Source organism: Streptomyces sp. NPDC033216, assembly GCF_055577115.1.
The window spans coordinates 108,653-125,040 of sequence record NZ_JBVIQK010000012.1 but is presented as its reverse complement, the minus strand read 5'-3'; the positions used below and the strand labels follow the sequence as shown (position 1 = coordinate 125,040).

Annotated in this window: 21 protein-coding genes and 1 tRNA gene; 6 read left to right on the top strand and 16 right to left on the bottom strand. The window is 69.2% G+C overall.

The window, feature by feature from the left end; genetic code table 11:
• Positions 1-195 precede the first annotated feature (195 nt).
• The 4 genes from gyrB to ACZ5Y0_RS22495 all read left to right on the top strand — a co-directional run bounded on the left by gyrB (position 196) and on the right by ACZ5Y0_RS22495 (position 6,025).
• Positions 196-2,280: a DNA topoisomerase (ATP-hydrolyzing) subunit B gene (gene gyrB, locus ACZ5Y0_RS22510; RefSeq protein ID WP_469130472.1), complete on the top strand. Its 2,085-nt coding sequence runs from the start codon at positions 196-198 to the stop codon at positions 2,278-2,280.
• 42 nt (positions 2,281-2,322) lie between these two features.
• A complete protein-coding gene (gyrA, locus tag ACZ5Y0_RS22505) occupies positions 2,323-4,917 on the top strand; it encodes a DNA gyrase subunit A (RefSeq protein WP_469130471.1) in 2,595 nt (864 codons plus the stop codon).
• Positions 4,918-4,935: 18 nt separating this feature from the next.
• The gene (locus ACZ5Y0_RS22500) at positions 4,936-5,826 is read left to right on the top strand and encodes a DUF3566 domain-containing protein (RefSeq protein WP_469130470.1); all 891 of its coding nucleotides are present in this window, start codon (positions 4,936-4,938) and stop codon (positions 5,824-5,826) included.
• 122 nt (positions 5,827-5,948) lie between these two features.
• Positions 5,949-6,025, top strand: a tRNA-Ile gene (locus tag ACZ5Y0_RS22495).
• Between the two features lie 55 nt (positions 6,026-6,080).
• Here ACZ5Y0_RS22495 and ACZ5Y0_RS22490 read toward each other — a convergent pair.
• From ACZ5Y0_RS22490 to ACZ5Y0_RS22415, 16 genes are all read right to left on the bottom strand, one after another.
• A complete protein-coding gene (locus tag ACZ5Y0_RS22490) occupies positions 6,081-7,238 on the bottom strand; it encodes a tyrosine-type recombinase/integrase (RefSeq protein ID WP_469130469.1) in 1,158 nt (385 codons plus the stop codon).
• A complete protein-coding gene (locus ACZ5Y0_RS22485) occupies positions 7,238-7,426 on the bottom strand; it encodes a helix-turn-helix domain-containing protein (protein WP_366058292.1) in 189 nt (62 codons plus the stop codon). Before ACZ5Y0_RS22485 ends, ACZ5Y0_RS22490 begins: the two co-directional genes overlap by 1 nt.
• The gene (gene repSA, locus ACZ5Y0_RS22480) at positions 7,423-8,814 is read right to left on the bottom strand and encodes a replication initiator protein RepSA (protein WP_469130468.1); all 1,392 of its coding nucleotides are present in this window, start codon (positions 8,812-8,814) and stop codon (positions 7,423-7,425) included. The genes ACZ5Y0_RS22485 and repSA overlap by 4 nt, the downstream gene beginning before the upstream one ends.
• Positions 8,811-9,476 (bottom strand): methyltransferase domain-containing protein, encoded by a 666-nt coding sequence (locus tag ACZ5Y0_RS22475; RefSeq protein ID WP_469130467.1) that lies wholly within the window; start codon positions 9,474-9,476, stop codon positions 8,811-8,813. The genes repSA and ACZ5Y0_RS22475 overlap by 4 nt, the downstream gene beginning before the upstream one ends.
• The gene (locus tag ACZ5Y0_RS22470) at positions 9,473-9,643 is read right to left on the bottom strand and encodes a hypothetical protein (RefSeq protein WP_469130466.1); all 171 of its coding nucleotides are present in this window, start codon (positions 9,641-9,643) and stop codon (positions 9,473-9,475) included. Before ACZ5Y0_RS22470 ends, ACZ5Y0_RS22475 begins: the two co-directional genes overlap by 4 nt.
• Positions 9,644-9,648: 5 nt before the next feature.
• Positions 9,649-9,828 (bottom strand): hypothetical protein, encoded by a 180-nt coding sequence (locus ACZ5Y0_RS22465; protein WP_469130465.1) that lies wholly within the window; start codon positions 9,826-9,828, stop codon positions 9,649-9,651.
• A 94-nt stretch (positions 9,829-9,922) separates the two neighbouring features.
• The gene (locus ACZ5Y0_RS22460; RefSeq protein WP_469130464.1) at positions 9,923-10,159 is read right to left on the bottom strand and encodes a hypothetical protein; all 237 of its coding nucleotides are present in this window, start codon (positions 10,157-10,159) and stop codon (positions 9,923-9,925) included.
• An 18-nt stretch (positions 10,160-10,177) separates the two neighbouring features.
• Positions 10,178-10,723: a GGDEF domain-containing protein gene (locus tag ACZ5Y0_RS22455; protein ID WP_469130463.1), complete on the bottom strand. Its 546-nt coding sequence runs from the start codon at positions 10,721-10,723 to the stop codon at positions 10,178-10,180.
• Between the two features lie 3 nt (positions 10,724-10,726).
• On the bottom strand, positions 10,727-11,035 hold the full coding sequence (locus ACZ5Y0_RS22450; protein WP_469130462.1) for a SpdD protein: 309 nt from the start codon (positions 11,033-11,035) through the stop codon (positions 10,727-10,729).
• 18 nt (positions 11,036-11,053) lie between these two features.
• A complete protein-coding gene (locus ACZ5Y0_RS22445) occupies positions 11,054-11,209 on the bottom strand; it encodes a hypothetical protein (RefSeq protein WP_366058296.1) in 156 nt (51 codons plus the stop codon).
• A 10-nt stretch (positions 11,210-11,219) separates the two neighbouring features.
• Positions 11,220-11,408 (bottom strand): mobile element transfer protein, encoded by a 189-nt coding sequence (locus ACZ5Y0_RS22440; protein ID WP_469130461.1) that lies wholly within the window; start codon positions 11,406-11,408, stop codon positions 11,220-11,222.
• Between the two features lie 18 nt (positions 11,409-11,426).
• Positions 11,427-12,086, bottom strand: coding sequence for a DUF2637 domain-containing protein (locus ACZ5Y0_RS22435; RefSeq protein WP_469130460.1), 660 nt, complete (start codon positions 12,084-12,086; stop codon positions 11,427-11,429).
• Between the two features lie 78 nt (positions 12,087-12,164).
• Complete coding sequence (locus tag ACZ5Y0_RS22430; protein WP_469130459.1) at positions 12,165-12,332, bottom strand: hypothetical protein; 168 nt, start codon at positions 12,330-12,332, stop codon at positions 12,165-12,167.
• Positions 12,333-12,337: 5 nt separating this feature from the next.
• Positions 12,338-12,556 carry a hypothetical protein gene (locus ACZ5Y0_RS22425; protein ID WP_386710264.1) on the bottom strand — a complete coding sequence of 73 codons (219 nt, stop codon included), beginning with the start codon at positions 12,554-12,556 and terminating at the stop codon, positions 12,338-12,340.
• Between the two features lie 80 nt (positions 12,557-12,636).
• Positions 12,637-13,977, bottom strand: coding sequence for an FtsK/SpoIIIE domain-containing protein (locus tag ACZ5Y0_RS22420; protein WP_469130458.1), 1,341 nt, complete (start codon positions 13,975-13,977; stop codon positions 12,637-12,639).
• Between the two features lie 2 nt (positions 13,978-13,979).
• On the bottom strand, positions 13,980-14,309 hold the full coding sequence (locus ACZ5Y0_RS22415) for an SCO3933 family regulatory protein (protein WP_397647263.1): 330 nt from the start codon (positions 14,307-14,309) through the stop codon (positions 13,980-13,982).
• A 190-nt stretch (positions 14,310-14,499) separates the two neighbouring features.
• Here ACZ5Y0_RS22415 and ACZ5Y0_RS22410 point away from each other — a divergent pair, with 190 nt between their 5' ends.
• Positions 14,500-14,820, top strand: a complete 321-nt coding sequence (locus tag ACZ5Y0_RS22410) for a putative quinol monooxygenase (RefSeq protein WP_469130457.1) — start codon at positions 14,500-14,502, stop codon at positions 14,818-14,820.
• Entirely contained in the window at positions 14,817-16,055 is a 1,239-nt protein-coding gene (locus ACZ5Y0_RS22405; RefSeq protein WP_469130456.1) for a helix-turn-helix domain-containing protein, read from the top strand. Before ACZ5Y0_RS22410 ends, ACZ5Y0_RS22405 begins: the two co-directional genes overlap by 4 nt.
• Positions 16,056-16,388 lie beyond the last annotated feature (333 nt).

The following is a 16,388-nucleotide window of genomic DNA, read 5'->3' as shown; positions in this document are numbered from 1 at the left end:
TGGATGCCGGTTGAGGGCGGCACATGCGTACTGAGGTACCCGCAAACCCCCATCACTGTCGGCGCTACCGGTAGACTGGAAGCCAATCCCGCCCCAAACGTGGGGACCGCCCGGGAAACGCTGAGCAACGCTGATCAAGGCTTACCAACGCAACATGCCGCAGCCGCTCCGGCAACCCGCCGACGAGCCCGGCTCGTGCTGTGCCAGAAAGGGCGCTTCGTGGCCGATTCCGGCAACCCCAACGAGAACATCCCGTCCACCGACGCCGGCGTCACCAGCGAGGCCGCGACCTCCAGCAGCGAGGTCACGGCCTCCTACGACGCCAGCGCCATCACCGTCCTCGAGGGCCTGGACGCAGTCCGCAAGCGACCCGGTATGTACATCGGCTCCACGGGTGAGCGCGGCCTGCACCACCTGGTGCAGGAGGTCGTCGACAACTCCGTCGACGAGGCGCTGGCCGGGCACGCGGACACCATCGACGTGACGATCCTGGCCGACGGCGGTGTCCGTGTCGTCGACAACGGCCGTGGCATCCCGGTGGGCATCGTCCCCTCCGAGGGGAAGCCGGCCGTCGAGGTCGTGCTGACCGTGCTGCACGCGGGCGGCAAGTTCGGCGGCGGCGGCTACGCGGTCTCCGGTGGTCTGCACGGCGTGGGCGTCTCCGTCGTGAACGCCCTGTCGTCCAAGGTCTCCGTCGAGGTCAAGACCGACGGACACCGCTGGACGCAGGACTACAAGATGGGTGTCCCGACGGCCCCGCTGGCCAAGCACGAGGCCACCGAGGAGACCGGCACGTCGGTCACCTTCTGGGCCGACGGCGACATCTTCGAGACCACGGAGTACTCCTTCGAGACGCTGTCCCGGCGTTTCCAGGAGATGGCGTTCCTCAACAAGGGTTTGACGATCAAGCTCACTGACGAGCGCGAGTCGGCGAAGGCCGTGACGGGTGCGGACGAGGCGGGCGCCGACGCGAAGGACGAGGTCAAGACCGTCACGTACCACTACGAGGGCGGCATCGTCGACTTCGTGAAGTACCTCAACTCCCGCAAGGGAGACGTGGTGCACCCCACCGTCATCGACCTCGAGGCCGAGGACAAGGACAAGGCCCTGTCCCTCGAGGTGGCCTTGCAGTGGAACAGCGGCTACAGCGAGGGTGTGTACTCGTTCGCCAACATCATCCACACGCACGAGGGCGGTACGCACGAGGAGGGCTTCCGCGCGGCGCTGACCAACCTGGTCAACAAGTACGCGCGCGACAAGAGGCTGCTGCGCGAGAAGGACGACAACCTCACGGGTGACGACATCCGCGAGGGTCTGACCGCGATCATCTCGGTGAAGTTGAGCGAACCCCAGTTCGAGGGCCAGACCAAGACCAAGCTGGGCAACACGGAGGCGAAGACCTTCGTCCAGAAGGCGGTCTACGAGCACCTCAACGACTGGCTGGACCGCAATCCGGTCGAGGCGGCCGACATCGTCCGCAAGGGCATCCAGGCGGCCACCGCGCGCGTGGCGGCCCGCAAGGCCCGCGACCTCACGCGCCGCAAGGGCCTGCTGGAGTCGGCGTCCCTGCCGGGCAAGCTCTCCGACTGCCAGTCGAACGACCCCACCAAGTGCGAGATCTTCATCGTCGAGGGTGACTCCGCCGGCGGCTCGGCCAAGTCCGGCCGAAACCCGCAGTACCAGGCGATCCTTCCGATCCGCGGCAAGATCCTCAACGTCGAGAAGGCCAGGATCGACAAGATCCTCCAGAACCAGGAGATCCAGGCACTGATCTCCGCCTTCGGCACCGGCGTGCACGAGGACTTCGACATCGAGAAGCTCCGCTACCACAAGATCATCCTGATGGCGGACGCCGACGTCGACGGCCAGCACATCAGCACCCTGCTGCTGACCTTCCTGTTCCGCTTCATGCGGCCGCTGGTCGAGGCCGGGCACGTGTACCTCTCGCGTCCCCCGCTCTACAAGATCAAGTGGGGCCGGGACGACATCGAGTACGCCTACTCCGACCGCGAGCGCGACGCGCTGATCGAGATGGGCCGCCAGCGCGGCAAGCGGGTGCGCGAGGACTCCATCCAGCGCTTCAAGGGTCTCGGCGAGATGAACGCCGAGGAGCTGCGCATCACGACGATGGACCAGGAGCACCGCGTCCTCGGCCAGGTCACCCTGGACGACGCCGCCCAGGCCGACGACCTGTTCTCGGTCCTGATGGGCGAGGACGTCGAGGCGCGTCGCGCCTTCATCCAGCGCAACGCCAAGGACGTCCGCTTCCTCGACATCTGAGTCGGTCTCAGCTGACCGGACCAGGAAGGATCAACACCAGCAATGACCGACGAGAACACTCCCGTCACCCCTGAAGAGGGCGGCGACATCGCCATGCGCATCGAGCCCGTCGGGCTCGAGACGGAGATGCAGCGCTCGTACCTCGACTACGCGATGTCCGTCATCGTCTCGCGTGCGCTGCCGGACGTGCGGGACGGCCTCAAGCCCGTCCACCGCCGCGTCCTGTACGCCATGTACGACGGCGGCTACCGCCCCGAGCGCGGCTTCTACAAGTGCGCCCGCGTGGTCGGCGACGTCATGGGCAACTACCACCCGCACGGCGACTCCTCGATCTACGACGCGCTGGTCCGCCTCGCGCAGCCGTGGTCGATGCGCATGCCGCTCGTGGACTCCAACGGCAACTTCGGCTCGCCGGGCAACGACCCGGCGGCGGCCATGCGGTACACCGAGTGCAAGATGGCGCCCCTGTCGATGGAGATGGTCCGCGACATCGACGAGGAGACCGTCGACTTCACGGACAACTACGACGGCCGCTCCCAGGAGCCGACCGTCCTGCCGGCCCGCTTCCCGAACCTGCTGATCAACGGTTCGGCCGGTATCGCGGTCGGTATGGCGACCAACATCCCCGCGCACAACCTGCGCGAGGTCGCGGCCGGTGCCCAGTGGTACCTGGAGAATCCGGAGGCCTCGCACGAGGAGCTGCTGGACGCGCTGATCGAGCGCATCAAGGGCCCCGACTTCCCGACCGGCGCCCTCGTCGTCGGCCGCAAGGGCATCGAGGAGGCGTACCGCACGGGCCGTGGCTCCATCACCATGCGCGCGGTCGTCGAGGTCGAGGAGATCCAGAACCGCCAGTGCCTGGTGGTCACCGAGCTGCCCTACCAGGTCAACCCGGACAACCTCGCGCAGAAGATCGCCGACCTGGTGAAGGACGGCAAGATCGGCGGCATCGCGGACGTCCGGGACGAGACCTCGTCGCGCACGGGTCAGCGCCTGGTGATCGTCCTCAAGCGGGACGCGGTCGCCAAGGTCGTCCTGAACAACCTCTACAAGCACACCGACCTCCAGACGAACTTCGGCGCCAACATGCTGGCGCTGGTCGACGGCGTGCCGCGCACGCTCTCCCTGGACGCGTTCATCCGGCACTGGGTGACGCACCAGATCGAGGTCATCGTCCGGCGTACGAGGTTCCGGCTGCGCAAGGCCGAGGAGCGGGCGCACATCCTGCGGGGTCTGCTGAAGGCCCTGGACGCCATCGACGAGGTCATCGCGCTGATCCGGCGCAGCGACACCGTCGACATCGCGCGCACGGGCCTGATGGACCTCCTGGAGATCGACGAGATCCAGGCGAACGCCATCCTCGAGATGCAGTTGCGCCGCCTGGCCGCCCTCGAGCGCCAGAAGATCGTCCAGGAGCACGACGAACTCCAGGCGAAGATCACCGAGTACAACGAGATCCTCGCCTCGCCGGTCCGTCAGCGCGGCATCGTCAGCGCGGAGCTGGCCGCGATCGTCGAGAAGTACGGCGACGAGCGCAAGACCCAGCTGATCCCCTACGACGGTGACATGTCCATCGAGGACCTCATCGCCGAGGAGGACATCGTCGTCACCGTCACGCGCGGTGGCTACGTCAAGCGGACCAAGACCGACGACTACCGGGCGCAGAAGCGCGGCGGCAAGGGCGTACGGGGCGCGAAGCTGAAGGAAGACGACATCGTCGACCACTTCTTCGTCTCCACCACGCACCACTGGCTGCTGTTCTTCACGAACAAGGGCCGCGTCTACCGCGCGAAGGCGTACGAGCTGCCCGACGCCGGGCGGGACGCGCGTGGACAGCACGTGGCGAACCTGCTGGCCTTCCAGCCGGACGAGGCGATCGCCGAGATCCTCGCGATCCGCGACTACGAGGCAGCGCCGTACCTGGTCCTGGCCACCAAGGGCGGTCTGGTCAAGAAGACGCCTCTGAAGGATTACGATTCGCCGCGTTCCGGCGGTGTCATCGCGATCAACCTGCGGGAGCGGGAGGACGGATCCGACGACGAGCTGATCGGAGCCGAACTGGTCTCGGCCGACGATGATCTGCTGCTGATCAGCAAGAAGGCTCAATCGATCAGGTTCACCGCCTCGGACGACACACTGCGCCCGATGGGCCGCGCCACCTCCGGCGTGAAGGGCATGAGTTTCCGTTCGAGCGACGAGCTGCTCTCGATGAATGTTGTTCGACCCGGTACGTTCGTGTTCACTGCCACAGACGGCGGGTACGCGAAGCGCACCAACGTCGACGAGTACCGCGTCCAGGGTCGCGGCGGCCTCGGCATCAAGGCTGCCAAGATCGTCGAGGACCGCGGCTCACTGGTCGGCGCGCTGATCGTCGAGGAGACTGACGAGATCCTCGCCATCTCGCTGTCCGGCGGTGTGATTCGTACGCGAGTCAACGAGGTCAGGGAGACGGGCCGTGACACCATGGGCGTCCAACTGATCAACCTGGGCAAGCGCGATGCCGTGGTCGGCATCGCACGTAACGCCGAGGCGGGGCGCGAGGCGGAGGAGGTCGACGGCGACATCGCCGTGGACGACATCGCCGAGGACGCCGCGACCAGCGGCACGGACGAGGGTGAGGCGCCCTCGACCGAGTAGCACGAGGAGTGAGTCATCGTGAGCGGAGCCACGGGCGCCGGTTCGGTCGGAACATCGGCCGGCACCTCTGCCGGCCCTTCGGCCGGCACCTCTGCCGGTAAGGAAACGGACGGCGGCCGTGGCTCCGCCGCGGTGGACAAGGACGCGCGTACGGCCGACGCGCGTCCCACCGACGGGCGGGGAACCGACGCCCGAGCGGCCGACGCGCGCGTGACGGATCCGCACACGACCAACCTCCAGGCGATCAAGTCCCCCGCGACCGACTCGCACTCGCCCGACACGCATGGATCCCAGGGGGTAACCGTGACGGACACCCGAGGCTCGCAGACCCAGCAGTACGCCGCCGGAGCGGGCCAGGCCGCCGCCGGCGCCAAGGCGCAGCCGCAGGCCGGTCCCGAGACCCAGCAGGTCTCCCCGCTGCCCGGCGAACGCCAGGGGCAGCAGCCCGCCGGGCCCTACCACCCGCCGCAGGCCTACTCGACTCCCGCCCCGGCCGACGCGGTCCGCCGACCGCGCACCGGCGCCCGGACCACGCCCCGGGTGCGCAAGGCCCGGCTGCGGGTGGCGAAGGCCGACCCGTGGTCGGTGATGAAGGTCAGCTTCCTGCTCTCGATCGCGCTGGGCATCTGCACGATCATCGCGGCCGCCGTGCTGTGGATGGTCATGGACGCGATGGGCGTCTTCTCGACGGTCGGCGGCACGATCTCGGAGGCGACCGGCTCCAACGAGTCGAACGGCTTCGACCTCCAGTCCTTCCTCTCCCTGCCCAACGTCCTGCTGTTCACGGCGATCATCGCGGTCATCGACGTCGTCCTGGCGACGGCCCTCGCGACGCTCGGCGCGTTCATCTACAACCTCTCCGCGGGCTTCGTGGGCGGCGTCGAGCTGACCCTCGCCGAAGACGAGTGACGTGGTGGCCACCGTCGTTCCTGACTCCGCCGAGCCTCGGGCGAGAACCGATTTTGGGACTGCCCGCGTCGTGCGCTAATCTTCAGGGGTCAGCGCGCGGGACACACACCGCAAAGCGCGGCGGGGCTATAGCTCAGTTGGTTAGAGCGCATCCCTGATAAGGATGAGGCCACAGGTTCAAATCCTGTTAGCCCCACCAGCGAGAAGACCCCCAGTCGATACCGGCTGGGGGTCTTTGACATCCATGGCTGACATCAGCCGATGAGTGGATCTTCCAGAAGCTCGGCGAGCATGCCGACAGCTTCCCGCTCACTGTCGCCGACGACGTGCGTGTAGACGTCCATGGTCATGCTGATCTGGCTGTGCCGGAGGATCGCCTGGGCGACCTTGGGATGCACCTTCAGGAAGGCGAGCAGGGTCCCGCAGGTGTGTCGGGCGAGGCGGACCGTGATCCGGCGCACACCGGCCCGCTTGACGAGCCTGTCGAAGGTGCGGGAGAAGCCCACCGGGTCGATCATCCCGCCGTCTTCGGAGGAGAAGATCAGGTCCTGGCCCGGCTCCTGCGCCCAGCGCTCACCGGCGATCTTCCGTTCCAGCTCCTGAAGCTCCCGGCGCTCCTCGAGGACACGGGCGCAGAACGCCGGGAGCGGGAGCACAGCCTGTGAGGACTCCGTCTTGAGGTCCTTGAGGACCAGGCCCACGCCCTTGACTCGCTGCACCTGCTTGACCGGGATGAAGCGGCCGGCCTCGAAGTCGATGTCCTGCCAGCGCAGCCCGAGCACCTCGCTGCGGCGCAGCCCGAGGACCAGGACCAGGACGCAGGCCGCATAGAGGCGGTGAGCGCGGACTGAGCGAAGGAACGCGATCGCTTCCCGCGCGTTCCACGCCGTGCCCTTGTCCTTGCTCACCTTGGGCATGTCGACCAGGAGGGCGACGTTGCGCGTGACCAGCTCCTCGCGCATGGCCCGGTTGAGAGCGTTACGGAGGACGCGGAGCACCTCGAAGCGGGCCGAGGCGCCGACCTTCTCCCGCGTCAGCGTGGCCATGAAGGCGCGGATCTGCGCAGGGGTGAGTTTGACCAGTGGCTTCTTCCCGAGGTGAGGCATTAGGTAGAGCCGCACCTTGGACTCGTACTTCACGTACGTGTTGTGCTCGCGTTCCGGGGCGACGATGTGCTCCAGCCAGTAGGCCAGCCACTCGCCGAGCGTCCAGGACCGGGACGGCACCGGGATGCCGTTGCGCTCCTGGTCCTGGAGCTTGCCGAGCTTCTCGTTCGCCTCATCCCACGTGGCCCCGTAGACGTACTTCCGTACGCGATTGCCGTCCGTGTCAGTGACGTACGCGGCCCCCTGATAGCGGCCGTCCTTGCGCTTGGTGATGGTGCCCCCGCCGTTGGGGCGACGCTTGGCCATCAGGCAGCCTCCCCGATCCGGCTGGTGATGAAGTCGCGCACCGCGTCACTCGGGATGCGCCGGCACCCGTCGACCTTGATGGAGACCAGGCGGTGAGTACGGATCAGGTCGTAGACCTTGGTCCGGCCGACCTTGAGCCGCGCCATCACCTCCGGCACGGTCAGCAGCTCCGGGACAGCGGAGGTCATGTGGCAGCTCCTTCCAGGTCGAGCAGGCCGGGTAGCTCTTCGCGGGCGGTCTCGCGGTTGTGTTGGATGTCGCGGCGGATGTTGGCGGCGAGCCAGGATTCGCCGGGGGTGTGGCCGTGGCCGGCGTAGGTCCAGTGGGCGAGGGTCAGGGTGGTTGCCTCCGGGGCGTCAGGGTCGGGCAGGCCGAGGGCTTCGCGCTGCTGGGCTGCGCGGTAGTCGGCGCGGGTCTGGCGGAGGGCGCCGAGGGTGGTGGAGTAGCGGCGGGACTTGGTGGAGAAGTGGCCGCGGAAGCCGAGCATGTGGGCCCAGTCGCGGAGCTTGCGGTCGGGGTAGAGCGCGTGGAGGTCGAGGCAGGCGGCGATGAGCCGGGCCGGGTGGTTGGGGACGCCGAGGAGGGCGAGGGCCTCTTTGTTGCCGATGCGGCGGTCCACGGTGCCGGTGGTCTCGGCGGCTTTGGTGGCGTACTTGGCGAGGTAGGAGGCCACGGCCTGTTCGGTGATCTCCTCGCCGTCGCCGAAGGCGCGGATGGTGCGCACGTCGAGCTGGGTGCCCCAGCGCAGGGTGCGGGCGGGCTGGTCACCGGCCGGGGGCACGTCGACGGCGACGCGGGCGGCGGCGGCCCGGATGGCGTCGGTGAGGAGGTCGAGGGTGGCCCAGACCGGGGGCGGGGAGTCCGGTCCGTCGGGTCCGTCGAAGCGGATCACGGCATGGAAGTGGACGGCCCCGCGCTTTTGGTACTCGGCGACCTTGCCGAAGGAGACGCGGGACTGTTCGTGGGCGTCCTTCTGGGTGAGGCCGGTGCGGCGGGCGATCTCGCGGCGCAGGTAGATCGTGAAGTACCGCCACAGGTCGGGGGCGTGGTTGTTCCACAGCACCGCGCCCGCGTAGTCGTAGGTGCTCGGGTCGAGGGGGGTGCCGAGTTCGGGCGCGTCCTCGGCGTGGCGGGTGCCGCAGCGGCAGGGCCGGGTGCCGGGGCGGTTGTGGACCGGGCCGAAGGAGGGGGCGGTGAGGGTGGCGAAGACGCGGGGGTGATCCCGGATGGTCTGCGGGGTGCCCTTGGCCAGGTCGCCGACGAGGCCGGCACGGATGAGGTGGTACGTGTCGCCGGCGTAGGTCCAGGCGCAGGCGGGGCAGCGGGAGGCGCGGCGGTTGCCGCAGGCGATCCGGAGCCGTCCGCCGGGTTCGGTGTCGGTGGAGTAGTGGTGCAGGACGTGGCCGGTGGCGCGGTCGCGGGTGACGGTGGAGCCGTGCAGGTGGATGGGGGCGGCGCAGCCTCCGGTGCGGCGGAGCTGTTCCTGGAGGCGGTCGAAGCCGGTGGACCCGGCCAGCCTCAGCACGTCGGCGAGGGTGGCCGGGTCCAGGCCTGCCGCGGTGGCGGCATCGGTCACGCGGCGACCTCCAGCAGGGAGGCATACAGGGCGTGGCCGATCCATTCGGTGTAGGCGGGTGGGATGCACTCGCGGATGCCGTCGCGGTTCATCCAGGGCACGCGCATGTCGTCGCGGGCCTCCTGGACGCCGGAGAAGTTGCCGACGTAGTGGGCGAAGTGCCCCTCAGCGCGAGGGCGGCCCATCTTGGTCAGGGGCGCGGTGTGCTTGCGGTGGCGGGGCGGGGTGAAGGTGAAGCCGCCGCCGGTCTCGAAGAGCCGGTGGCGGTAGGTGTGCATCCCGAACACGGCCGCGCACAGGGTGATTGGGACCCGAAGTTCGGGGGCCGCTTCTTCCACGTTTTCGATCACCCACGGCCGGCCGGTGGCCTCCAGGACGGTGCGGGTGGGGGCGATCAGGTCGGGGTGTTCTCGGTGCTGGATGCGCTGCGCGAGGGTGTAGCGCTGGCAGGGCGGCGAGGCGTGGATGAAGTCGAACTCGGCGCCGTGTTTGCGGACGAAGGAGAGGGCGTCGGTCTGGATGAAGCGGAAGGGGTAGCGGGGCTGCGGGGTGAGGTCGACGCCGGTCACGTCGAAGCCGGCGAGGTGGTAGCCCATGCTGGCGCCGCCCTGGCAGCAGAAGAGGTCCAGTACCCGCAGGCCGTTGGGGAGCGCGATATTCACTGGTTGTCCTCCTTCAGCGGGTGGCGGTCGAACCAGTCCTCGGCGCACACCTTGTGGACGGGTTTGCCCCGGTCCGAGCGCAACGGGGTCGGCTTGTCGCAGAGCACACACGGCTGGTCGCCGGTGTGGTCGAAGTGCTCCGGGGAGCGCCAGTCGAGGAGAGCCACGGCCGCTACCTCCCGGTCCGGGCGAGGGCGGCGGGACGGTTGTGGCCCGTGCCCCGGCAGGCGGAGCAGGCGACGGTGAACGTCTGGCGGGTGCCGTCCGGCAGGCGCAGGCCGGTGGTGACGGCGACGGTCGGGAAGCCGTCGCAGTCGCGGCAGACGGGCGTGTTCGGGGCGTGCTGGGGCATGATGGGGCTTCCCTTTCGGGTCCGTTGGATCTGGAAGGCGGGAAGGCGCCCGGAGTGGCGGAAGTTTGGCGACCGAGGCCGCTCCGGGTGCCGGTTACCGGCGGCGGTTGCGTCCGCGGGGGATCGGCGGGATGGCGTCGTAGGAGTCCTGGCCGGCGCGGAAGTCGCGGAGGTCGGTGACGTCTTTGTCGGTGCCGATCTCGCGCATGATGCGGTTCATGGCCCGGGTGTCGCGGTGGCGGCGGGCGATGGCGTAGTCACGGCCCAGTTCGGCCATGCGGTCGTCGCGGGCGGGTTCGGTGTCGTTGTTCTTGCGGCTGAAGAGGCCCATGGATCCTTCTTTCCGAGGTCAGTGGTGGGTGTTGCGGCGGCCGTGGCCCTTGACCGCGTACATCGCGGCATCGGCGGCCGTGAGGGCGTCGGTGAGGGCGGGCACGGGCAGGTCGGCGCGGTGGCAGGCGCCGACGGAGGCGGAGACCGGCAGGAGGCTGCCGTCGCGCGGGACGGGCCGGGCCAGAGCGGTGCGCAGGGCGGCGAGGCCGGGGGTGTGGTGGGGGTCGGTGACGATGGCGGCGAACTCGTCTCCGCCGAGGCGGGCGGCGATGCCGTGGCGGCCGCACCAGTCACGCAGGCGGCGGGCGGTTGCGGTGAGGGCCGCGTCTCCGGCGGCGTGGCCGTGGGTGTCGTTGACGGCCTTGAAGTCGTCCAGGTCGACCAGGAGGACCAGCGCGGCCGGGTGCCGGTGAAGGAGGTGTTCGGCGCGGGCGGTCCATCCGGCGCGGGTGTGCAGGCCGGTCAGGGGGTCGCGGCGAGCGGTGGCCAGGCGGCGGGCGAGGAGACCGCCGTGGACGGCCCAGCCGAGCGCGGGTAACGCGGCGACGATCACGGTGTCCACGGCTCACCGCCCCTTGTGCAGGTCGTTGACGAGCAGACGCAGCACGACGGCGACCACGGCGACCGAGACCCCGGTGATGGCGACCGCCAGCAGGAGCGAGACGAGGACCGCGCCGACAACGAGGACCACGGCGCCTCCGCCGGCGGCGAGAGCGAGCGCGCCGCCGGGGGTGAGGTGGACGACCGGCCGGTGCGAGACCGGGGCCGCGGGGACGACCGGGTCCGGGGCGATGGGGACCGGCGTGTGGGCGGTCGGCGCGGTGGCCGCCGGGGGCGGCGCCATGTCGGGGCGCGGGTACTTGGGCGTGAGCACGAGGGCGGGTCCCTTCTGCTACTTGACGACGGTGCTGACGGCGGGGGCGAGGAAGCTGTCGGCGACGAGGTAGCCGCCCAGGAGGAGCACGGCAATGAGCCACCACGGCGGGCGGGCGAGCTTGATGCCGAGCGCGCCGACGGCGAGCAGGGCGAGCCAGAGCGGAACGTCCACGAGGGTTCTCCTAGGCCTTGCAGCGGTGGGTGCGGGCGGCGAGTTCGGCGGCGGCGCGGCTGTGGTAGTCGGCGGAGAAGCCGCAGCGGGGGGCGGTGCAGGCGGCGGTGTGCATGTCGCGTCCGCGTCCGTCGTAGAAGGTGGCGACCTCGACGGGGCCGATGCGGATGCGGTCGCGGAAGCGGCGACGTACGGGCATGGTCGATCTCCTGTCTGATCAGGTGAGTTGCAGTTGTGCGGCGATGGCGTCGGTCATCGGTGCGGGCAGGCCGAGCCGGGCGGAGAGGACTTCGGCGGGCATGGGGGTGCCGGTCGTCGCCCGGTGGGTGTCGGCGAGCTTGCGGGCGTGGTCCAGCAGCGCGGCCGGGACCGTCGGGGCATCGGGGGCGGGCTGCGCGGGGGCGGGGTCGAGTTCCGGCACGTCCGCGGGCGGGGTCGGGGCTGGGGTGTCGGTGCGGTCCATCTCGACTTCCGGAGCCGCCACTTCGTCCACAGGCTGTGGGCGGGCGGCCGGTGCGGTGGGGGTGTGGACCAGGAGGGTTCCGCCGAGGAAGGCCAGGGCGGGCCATCCGGCGACGAGGATGCGCAGCCAGGCCGGGACGTGGTCGAGGTCGAGGAGTCCGGCGGTGGCGACGTTCGCGCCGAGCGAGGCGATCAGGGCGATGACGAACCAGGTCCAGGCGGAGCCGTCCCCGCGGGCCGTGCGCAGTCGGCGCCAGGCAGCGACCAGGAGGAGATCAACGGAGATCGGGTAGGCCCAGGCTTTCCAGCCGGTCTGTCCGGCGGCTTCGGCCAGGTCGTGCAGGTGGGCGAAGGACAGCGCGCCGGCGATGACGGCTTGGATCAGGACCGCGTCCAGGCGGATCGAGCGGGACATGTGCGGCACCTCCCTTCGAAGGGGAGTCGGGCCGGGGCGGGCGACCAGCGGTGTCCGGTCGCCCGACCCCGGCGGGAGTCATTCGGTCGGGGCTTCACCGGAGCCGAGGCAGTTGAGGCACAGGCCGGTCTGTTCACCGACGGCCCGGCGCTTGCGGCCGACGTGCACGGTCCGAGAGACCTCCCCCGAGCCCTGGCAGACCGGGCAGCTCGGAGGCGCCGGGGTGGTGGTCTTCTTCCTGGGCATGGTGGTCAGGCCTCCAGCCGGGGGTAACCGTGGCCGGCGGGCGGGTAGACACCGGCGGCGCGGTGGGTGAACTCCGCGTCGAAGGCGTCACTGAGCGCGGTGGTGAAGGCGTCCCGCTCGGGGTGGAAGTGCAGGTGATCGAGGAAGGTCTCGAACAGGACCCCGAGCCGGTTGGCGTCGTCGCGTTCGGCCGGGTCGTAGTCGTACCAGTGCTTGCGGGCCATGGGGTTCCTCCCGGTTCCAGGCATGGCGGGGGTAGGGACCAGGCGCGGGAGCGGTCGCGCCGACCGTGGAGCAGGGGGTGTTACTCGGTTACCGGGCGGGCCTTGACCAGCGACGGACCGGGCGCCGGTACCTCAGCGGGCGCGAACGGCCGGAACGGATCCAGGAACGGCAGAGCCGGGACGAGGTGAGCGAACTCCCGGCAGACCGCGACCACTTCGGCCTTGGAGACTTCCGGGGTACGGATCTTCGACCAACCGCCGGAGGCGTCCGCCGCGACAGCGGTACCGGGGCGCTCCATCGGAATCAGGCTCGCGGCCGGGACCGCGTCCGGAGCCACGTCACCGAGGCCCATTTCGGCGGTCTGCTTGTCGTTGACCCGGTGCACGACACGGCCGGTGAGCTGGGCACGCAGCATGGTGGCGCCCTTGCCGAGGTCGGAGCCGAAGCGCTGCCCGCAGATCTCCAGGTAGATGCCGGCCGCGCGCGCCATCTGCGCCAGACGGATCAACGCGGTGACGATCCGCTCGCGCCGTTCCTCATCCTTGCGCGAGGAGATCAGGAAGAGTTCCGCGATCTCGTCGACCAGAACGATCACCGGCACCGGCCGCACCGCGTCGGGCAGCTCCCACAGGTCCGAGGCACCATGTCGGCTCAGCAGGTCGAAGCGGTCTTCCATCTCCGCCACCAAGACCGCCAGCAGCGAAGCCGCCTCATCCGGAGTGGTCGCCAGAGCCGACAAGCGCGGCGCGAAGGCGTACTGCTCCACACCGCGCTTGCAGTCCACGCCGACCAGCGCGACCGGCAGTTGCGCCAAACCCTTGATCAGATTGCGCAAGTACATCGACTTGCCCGACTGGTTGGCGCCGAGGGTGAGCGCCATCGGCGCGTTGCGGTAGTCCCGCTCGAACGCGGTCGCATCCTCCCGCAGCGCCACCGGTACGACCATGCCGTGCGGGCGGGCCTTGCGCGGCATGCGCACCTTGCGCAGTACGTCGTAGCCGGTCATCCGCAGTTCGACGAAACCGGGCTTCTTCTCCACCACGGTCACTGAGTGGACGCCCCAGGCGTGACGCAGCCGCTCCGAGGAGGCCATCAGGTCGGCGGGCTCCAGGCCGGCCGGAAGCCGCAGGGTCACCCGCAGCCCGGTCGACGTGGCCCGCACCCGGCGGATCTTCGGCGGTACCGGCTGCACCTCACGGCGGGCGACGTTGCGGGTCATGAACGCCCGCAGACCGGACGGCTGCACCGTCAGACCACACACGTCCATCGTCGACCGGTACGAGAAGACGAACCGCCCCCAGGTCACAGGCAGCCCGACCAGCGACCAGTACACCCGCGGAGCGCGCACCTTCGCGTAGCCGAGACCACCGCCACCCGCTAAGGCTCCCGTGGCCTCCAGCCACATCGTCAGGTTGGTCATGGTCAGGCCGCCGCCGTGATCGCGACCGCGCGGAACGAGATTCCGTGCCGCTTCTCGCCGTTGAACGTGTTCTCCCAGTCCCGCGCCTTGAGGCCGACCACGCGCACAGGCATGCCCGGCGCCAGGCCCTCCGGGTAGCCCGTCTCCGGGACGGTCACCTGGTAGAGGTTGCCCTCCCCCTCGTCGGAGACGAGCAGGCCCACGGTCGAGAGACTCGCACCGGTCTCCCGGTCGATGGCCCGCTCGCCGGTCTTCTTGTTCGCCATCTTCGGTTCCGGCGCGGTCGCCACGAACACCACAGCGGTGGAGAGGTCAATCTTGAACGACGGCATTATGGAGTTCTCCCTTGAGGGATGAGCCCCGGACTGCGTTGTGATCTTGGCGGATGGCACGTAGTCCGGGGTGCCTTGTTTTCTGACACCACCGAAGCTACTCGCAGTTTTTCTGCGGGTCAACAGAAAATCTGCGAGTAGCAGTAAAAGTCTGACTCTGCCAGACTGAGCATGAGAAGAAGGAGGAGTTATGGCTAATTTTGGCCTTTTCGTCCGATTCACTCTGCGCGAGGGCATGACGGAAGCTTTCGACGCCCTCGTGAAGGAGACCGAAGCCGGAATCCAGGCGCACGAGCCGGGGACGCTGGTCTACGCCTGCCACACAGTCGAAGGTGCCCCCAATGAGCGGGTCTTCTTCGAGATCTACGCCGACCGAGCCGCGTTCGACGAGCACGAGCGGCAGCCGCACACGCTGCGATTCCTCAGCGAGCGAACGCGGTACGTCGAGAAGACAGAGGTGGACTGGCTCCAGACGTACGCCGGCAAGTACCCGCACGAGGCCGCCCAGTGACCACCCCCACACCAACAACTGGGCAGCGGATCAAGGAACTGCGGCGGGCAACCGGCATGTCTCAAAGCGACCTCGCTGCTGCCATGGGCCGGTCCGAGAGTTGGGTGTCCCAAGTCGAGCGCGGTGTTCAGCCTGTGGAGCGCCTGTCCATCCTTCAGGCCCTTGCCGACGCCCTGGGTGTTTCGGTACGCGAGGTTCGCCCCGACGCGGCGTCCTCCCCGGCAGATGCCGCGGAAGAGATCCCCGAACCAGAGAGCAACGACCTAGACGGACTACGCGTCGCCCTTACCGGGCATCCAGCGTTGGCCAGCCTCTTCGACCGCGAACCCAGTTCCCCCGTCCCCACGCTCGCCGAGTTCCGCGCCCTCGTCGACGAGGCATGGGAGTTCGTACATGCATCGAGCTTCGCGGCTCTGAGTGACCATCTCGCCAAGTTGTTGCCAGCCATCGAAGTGGCAGTTCGTCACGCGCCAGCGGCCGACCGAGCTGAATTGCACTCACTCCGTGCGCGCACCTACCAGGTAGCTGCCGCGAGCTTCACCAGGCAGGACCAAGCAGACGCCGCATGGGTGGCCGCAGACCGCGCGCTTCAGGCTGCCGAGATGGCCGGCCAGCCGCTGGAGGTGGTGGCCAGCCTCTTTCGCATGGCTCACGCATTCATGCGGCAACAGCACATGGACCAGGCCGAGCAGGCTGCCGAGTCGGCCGTCAGGGTGCTGGACCCGCGGGCCGAAGACCCCGCCTGCCCACCAGAGGAACTGTCGCTCCTCGGCGCCATGAACCTAGTGCTTGCCGTGATCAATGCGCGCGAAGGCAACCGTGCGGAGACCCACCAGCACCTCAGCCGAGCCGAGGGGATCGCAACGCGACTGGGCGAGGACCGCAACGACTTCGACACCGAGTTCGGCCCCACAAACGTCAAGATCCATGCGGTGAGCACCGCCGTGGAGCTGGGAGATGCAGGTCTCGCGTTGGAGATCGCGACAGAGGTCGATGCCGACGGGCTCTCTGCCGAACGGCAAGCGCGCTTTCTGCTTGATGTGGCGCGTGCCCATTCGCAGCGCCGGCACGTCGGTGAGGCAACCGCAGCCCTTGTGGACGCCGAGACCCTCGCACCCGAGCAAATCCGTGACCACCACTTGGCCCGCGAGATCGTTCGCGAACTCATCCAGCTTTCGGGGCGCCGCGTGCCCGATGCGCTGCGGGAGCTGGCCGACCGATGCGGCGTGAGCTGAGCTGTTACAGGTTTCTCTACCTCATCAAGCCCCGGCTGCGCTCCGCTCCGCCGGGCGCGCTTCCCGGCTCTGGCTGCGCCCGCGCTCCTGCCTTCGGCCCGCTCGGCGCTGCCGCCGCCGACGCGCGCCCACATGTGGATAGGGCCGGAAGCCATGAGTCGATCCCCGTACAGAGCGGCCCACGGTCAAGACGGATGCCTCCGGCGGGGGATCGGCCGGCACCGGGATGGAGGGGGCGCCGTTCCCGGCTGCGGGTTCGTAGTGGCGTGCGCGGGGTGCTCCCATCCCGTCCACCATCGACCCAGGCAGAGCCGAGCAGACGCGGCCCATGGC

Bases quoted from the DNA above. Each gene is read 5' to 3' on its own strand.
- gyrA (WP_469130471.1), top strand. From the start codon at position 2,323: ATGACCGACGAGAACACTCCCGTCACCCCTGAAGAGGGCGGCGACATC.
- ACZ5Y0_RS22490 (WP_469130469.1), bottom strand. From the start codon at position 7,238: ATGGCCAAGCGTCGCCCCAACGGCGGGGGCACCATCACCAAGCGCAAG.
- ACZ5Y0_RS22485 (WP_366058292.1), bottom strand. From the start codon at position 7,426: ATGACCTCCGCTGTCCCGGAGCTGCTGACCGTGCCGGAGGTGATGGCG.
- ACZ5Y0_RS22465 (WP_469130465.1), bottom strand. From the start codon at position 9,828: ATGCCCCAGCACGCCCCGAACACGCCCGTCTGCCGCGACTGCGACGGC.
- ACZ5Y0_RS22460 (WP_469130464.1), bottom strand. From the start codon at position 10,159: ATGGGCCTCTTCAGCCGCAAGAACAACGACACCGAACCCGCCCGCGAC.
- ACZ5Y0_RS22440 (WP_469130461.1), bottom strand. From the start codon at position 11,408: ATGCCCGTACGTCGCCGCTTCCGCGACCGCATCCGCATCGGCCCCGTC.
- ACZ5Y0_RS22435 (WP_469130460.1), bottom strand. From the start codon at position 12,086: ATGTCCCGCTCGATCCGCCTGGACGCGGTCCTGATCCAAGCCGTCATC.
- ACZ5Y0_RS22430 (WP_469130459.1), bottom strand. From the start codon at position 12,332: ATGCCCAGGAAGAAGACCACCACCCCGGCGCCTCCGAGCTGCCCGGTC.
- ACZ5Y0_RS22425 (WP_386710264.1), bottom strand. From the start codon at position 12,556: ATGGCCCGCAAGCACTGGTACGACTACGACCCGGCCGAACGCGACGAC.
- ACZ5Y0_RS22420 (WP_469130458.1), bottom strand. From the start codon at position 13,977: ATGACCAACCTGACGATGTGGCTGGAGGCCACGGGAGCCTTAGCGGGT.
- ACZ5Y0_RS22415 (WP_397647263.1), bottom strand. From the start codon at position 14,309: ATGCCGTCGTTCAAGATTGACCTCTCCACCGCTGTGGTGTTCGTGGCG.
- ACZ5Y0_RS22410 (WP_469130457.1), top strand. From the start codon at position 14,500: ATGGCTAATTTTGGCCTTTTCGTCCGATTCACTCTGCGCGAGGGCATG.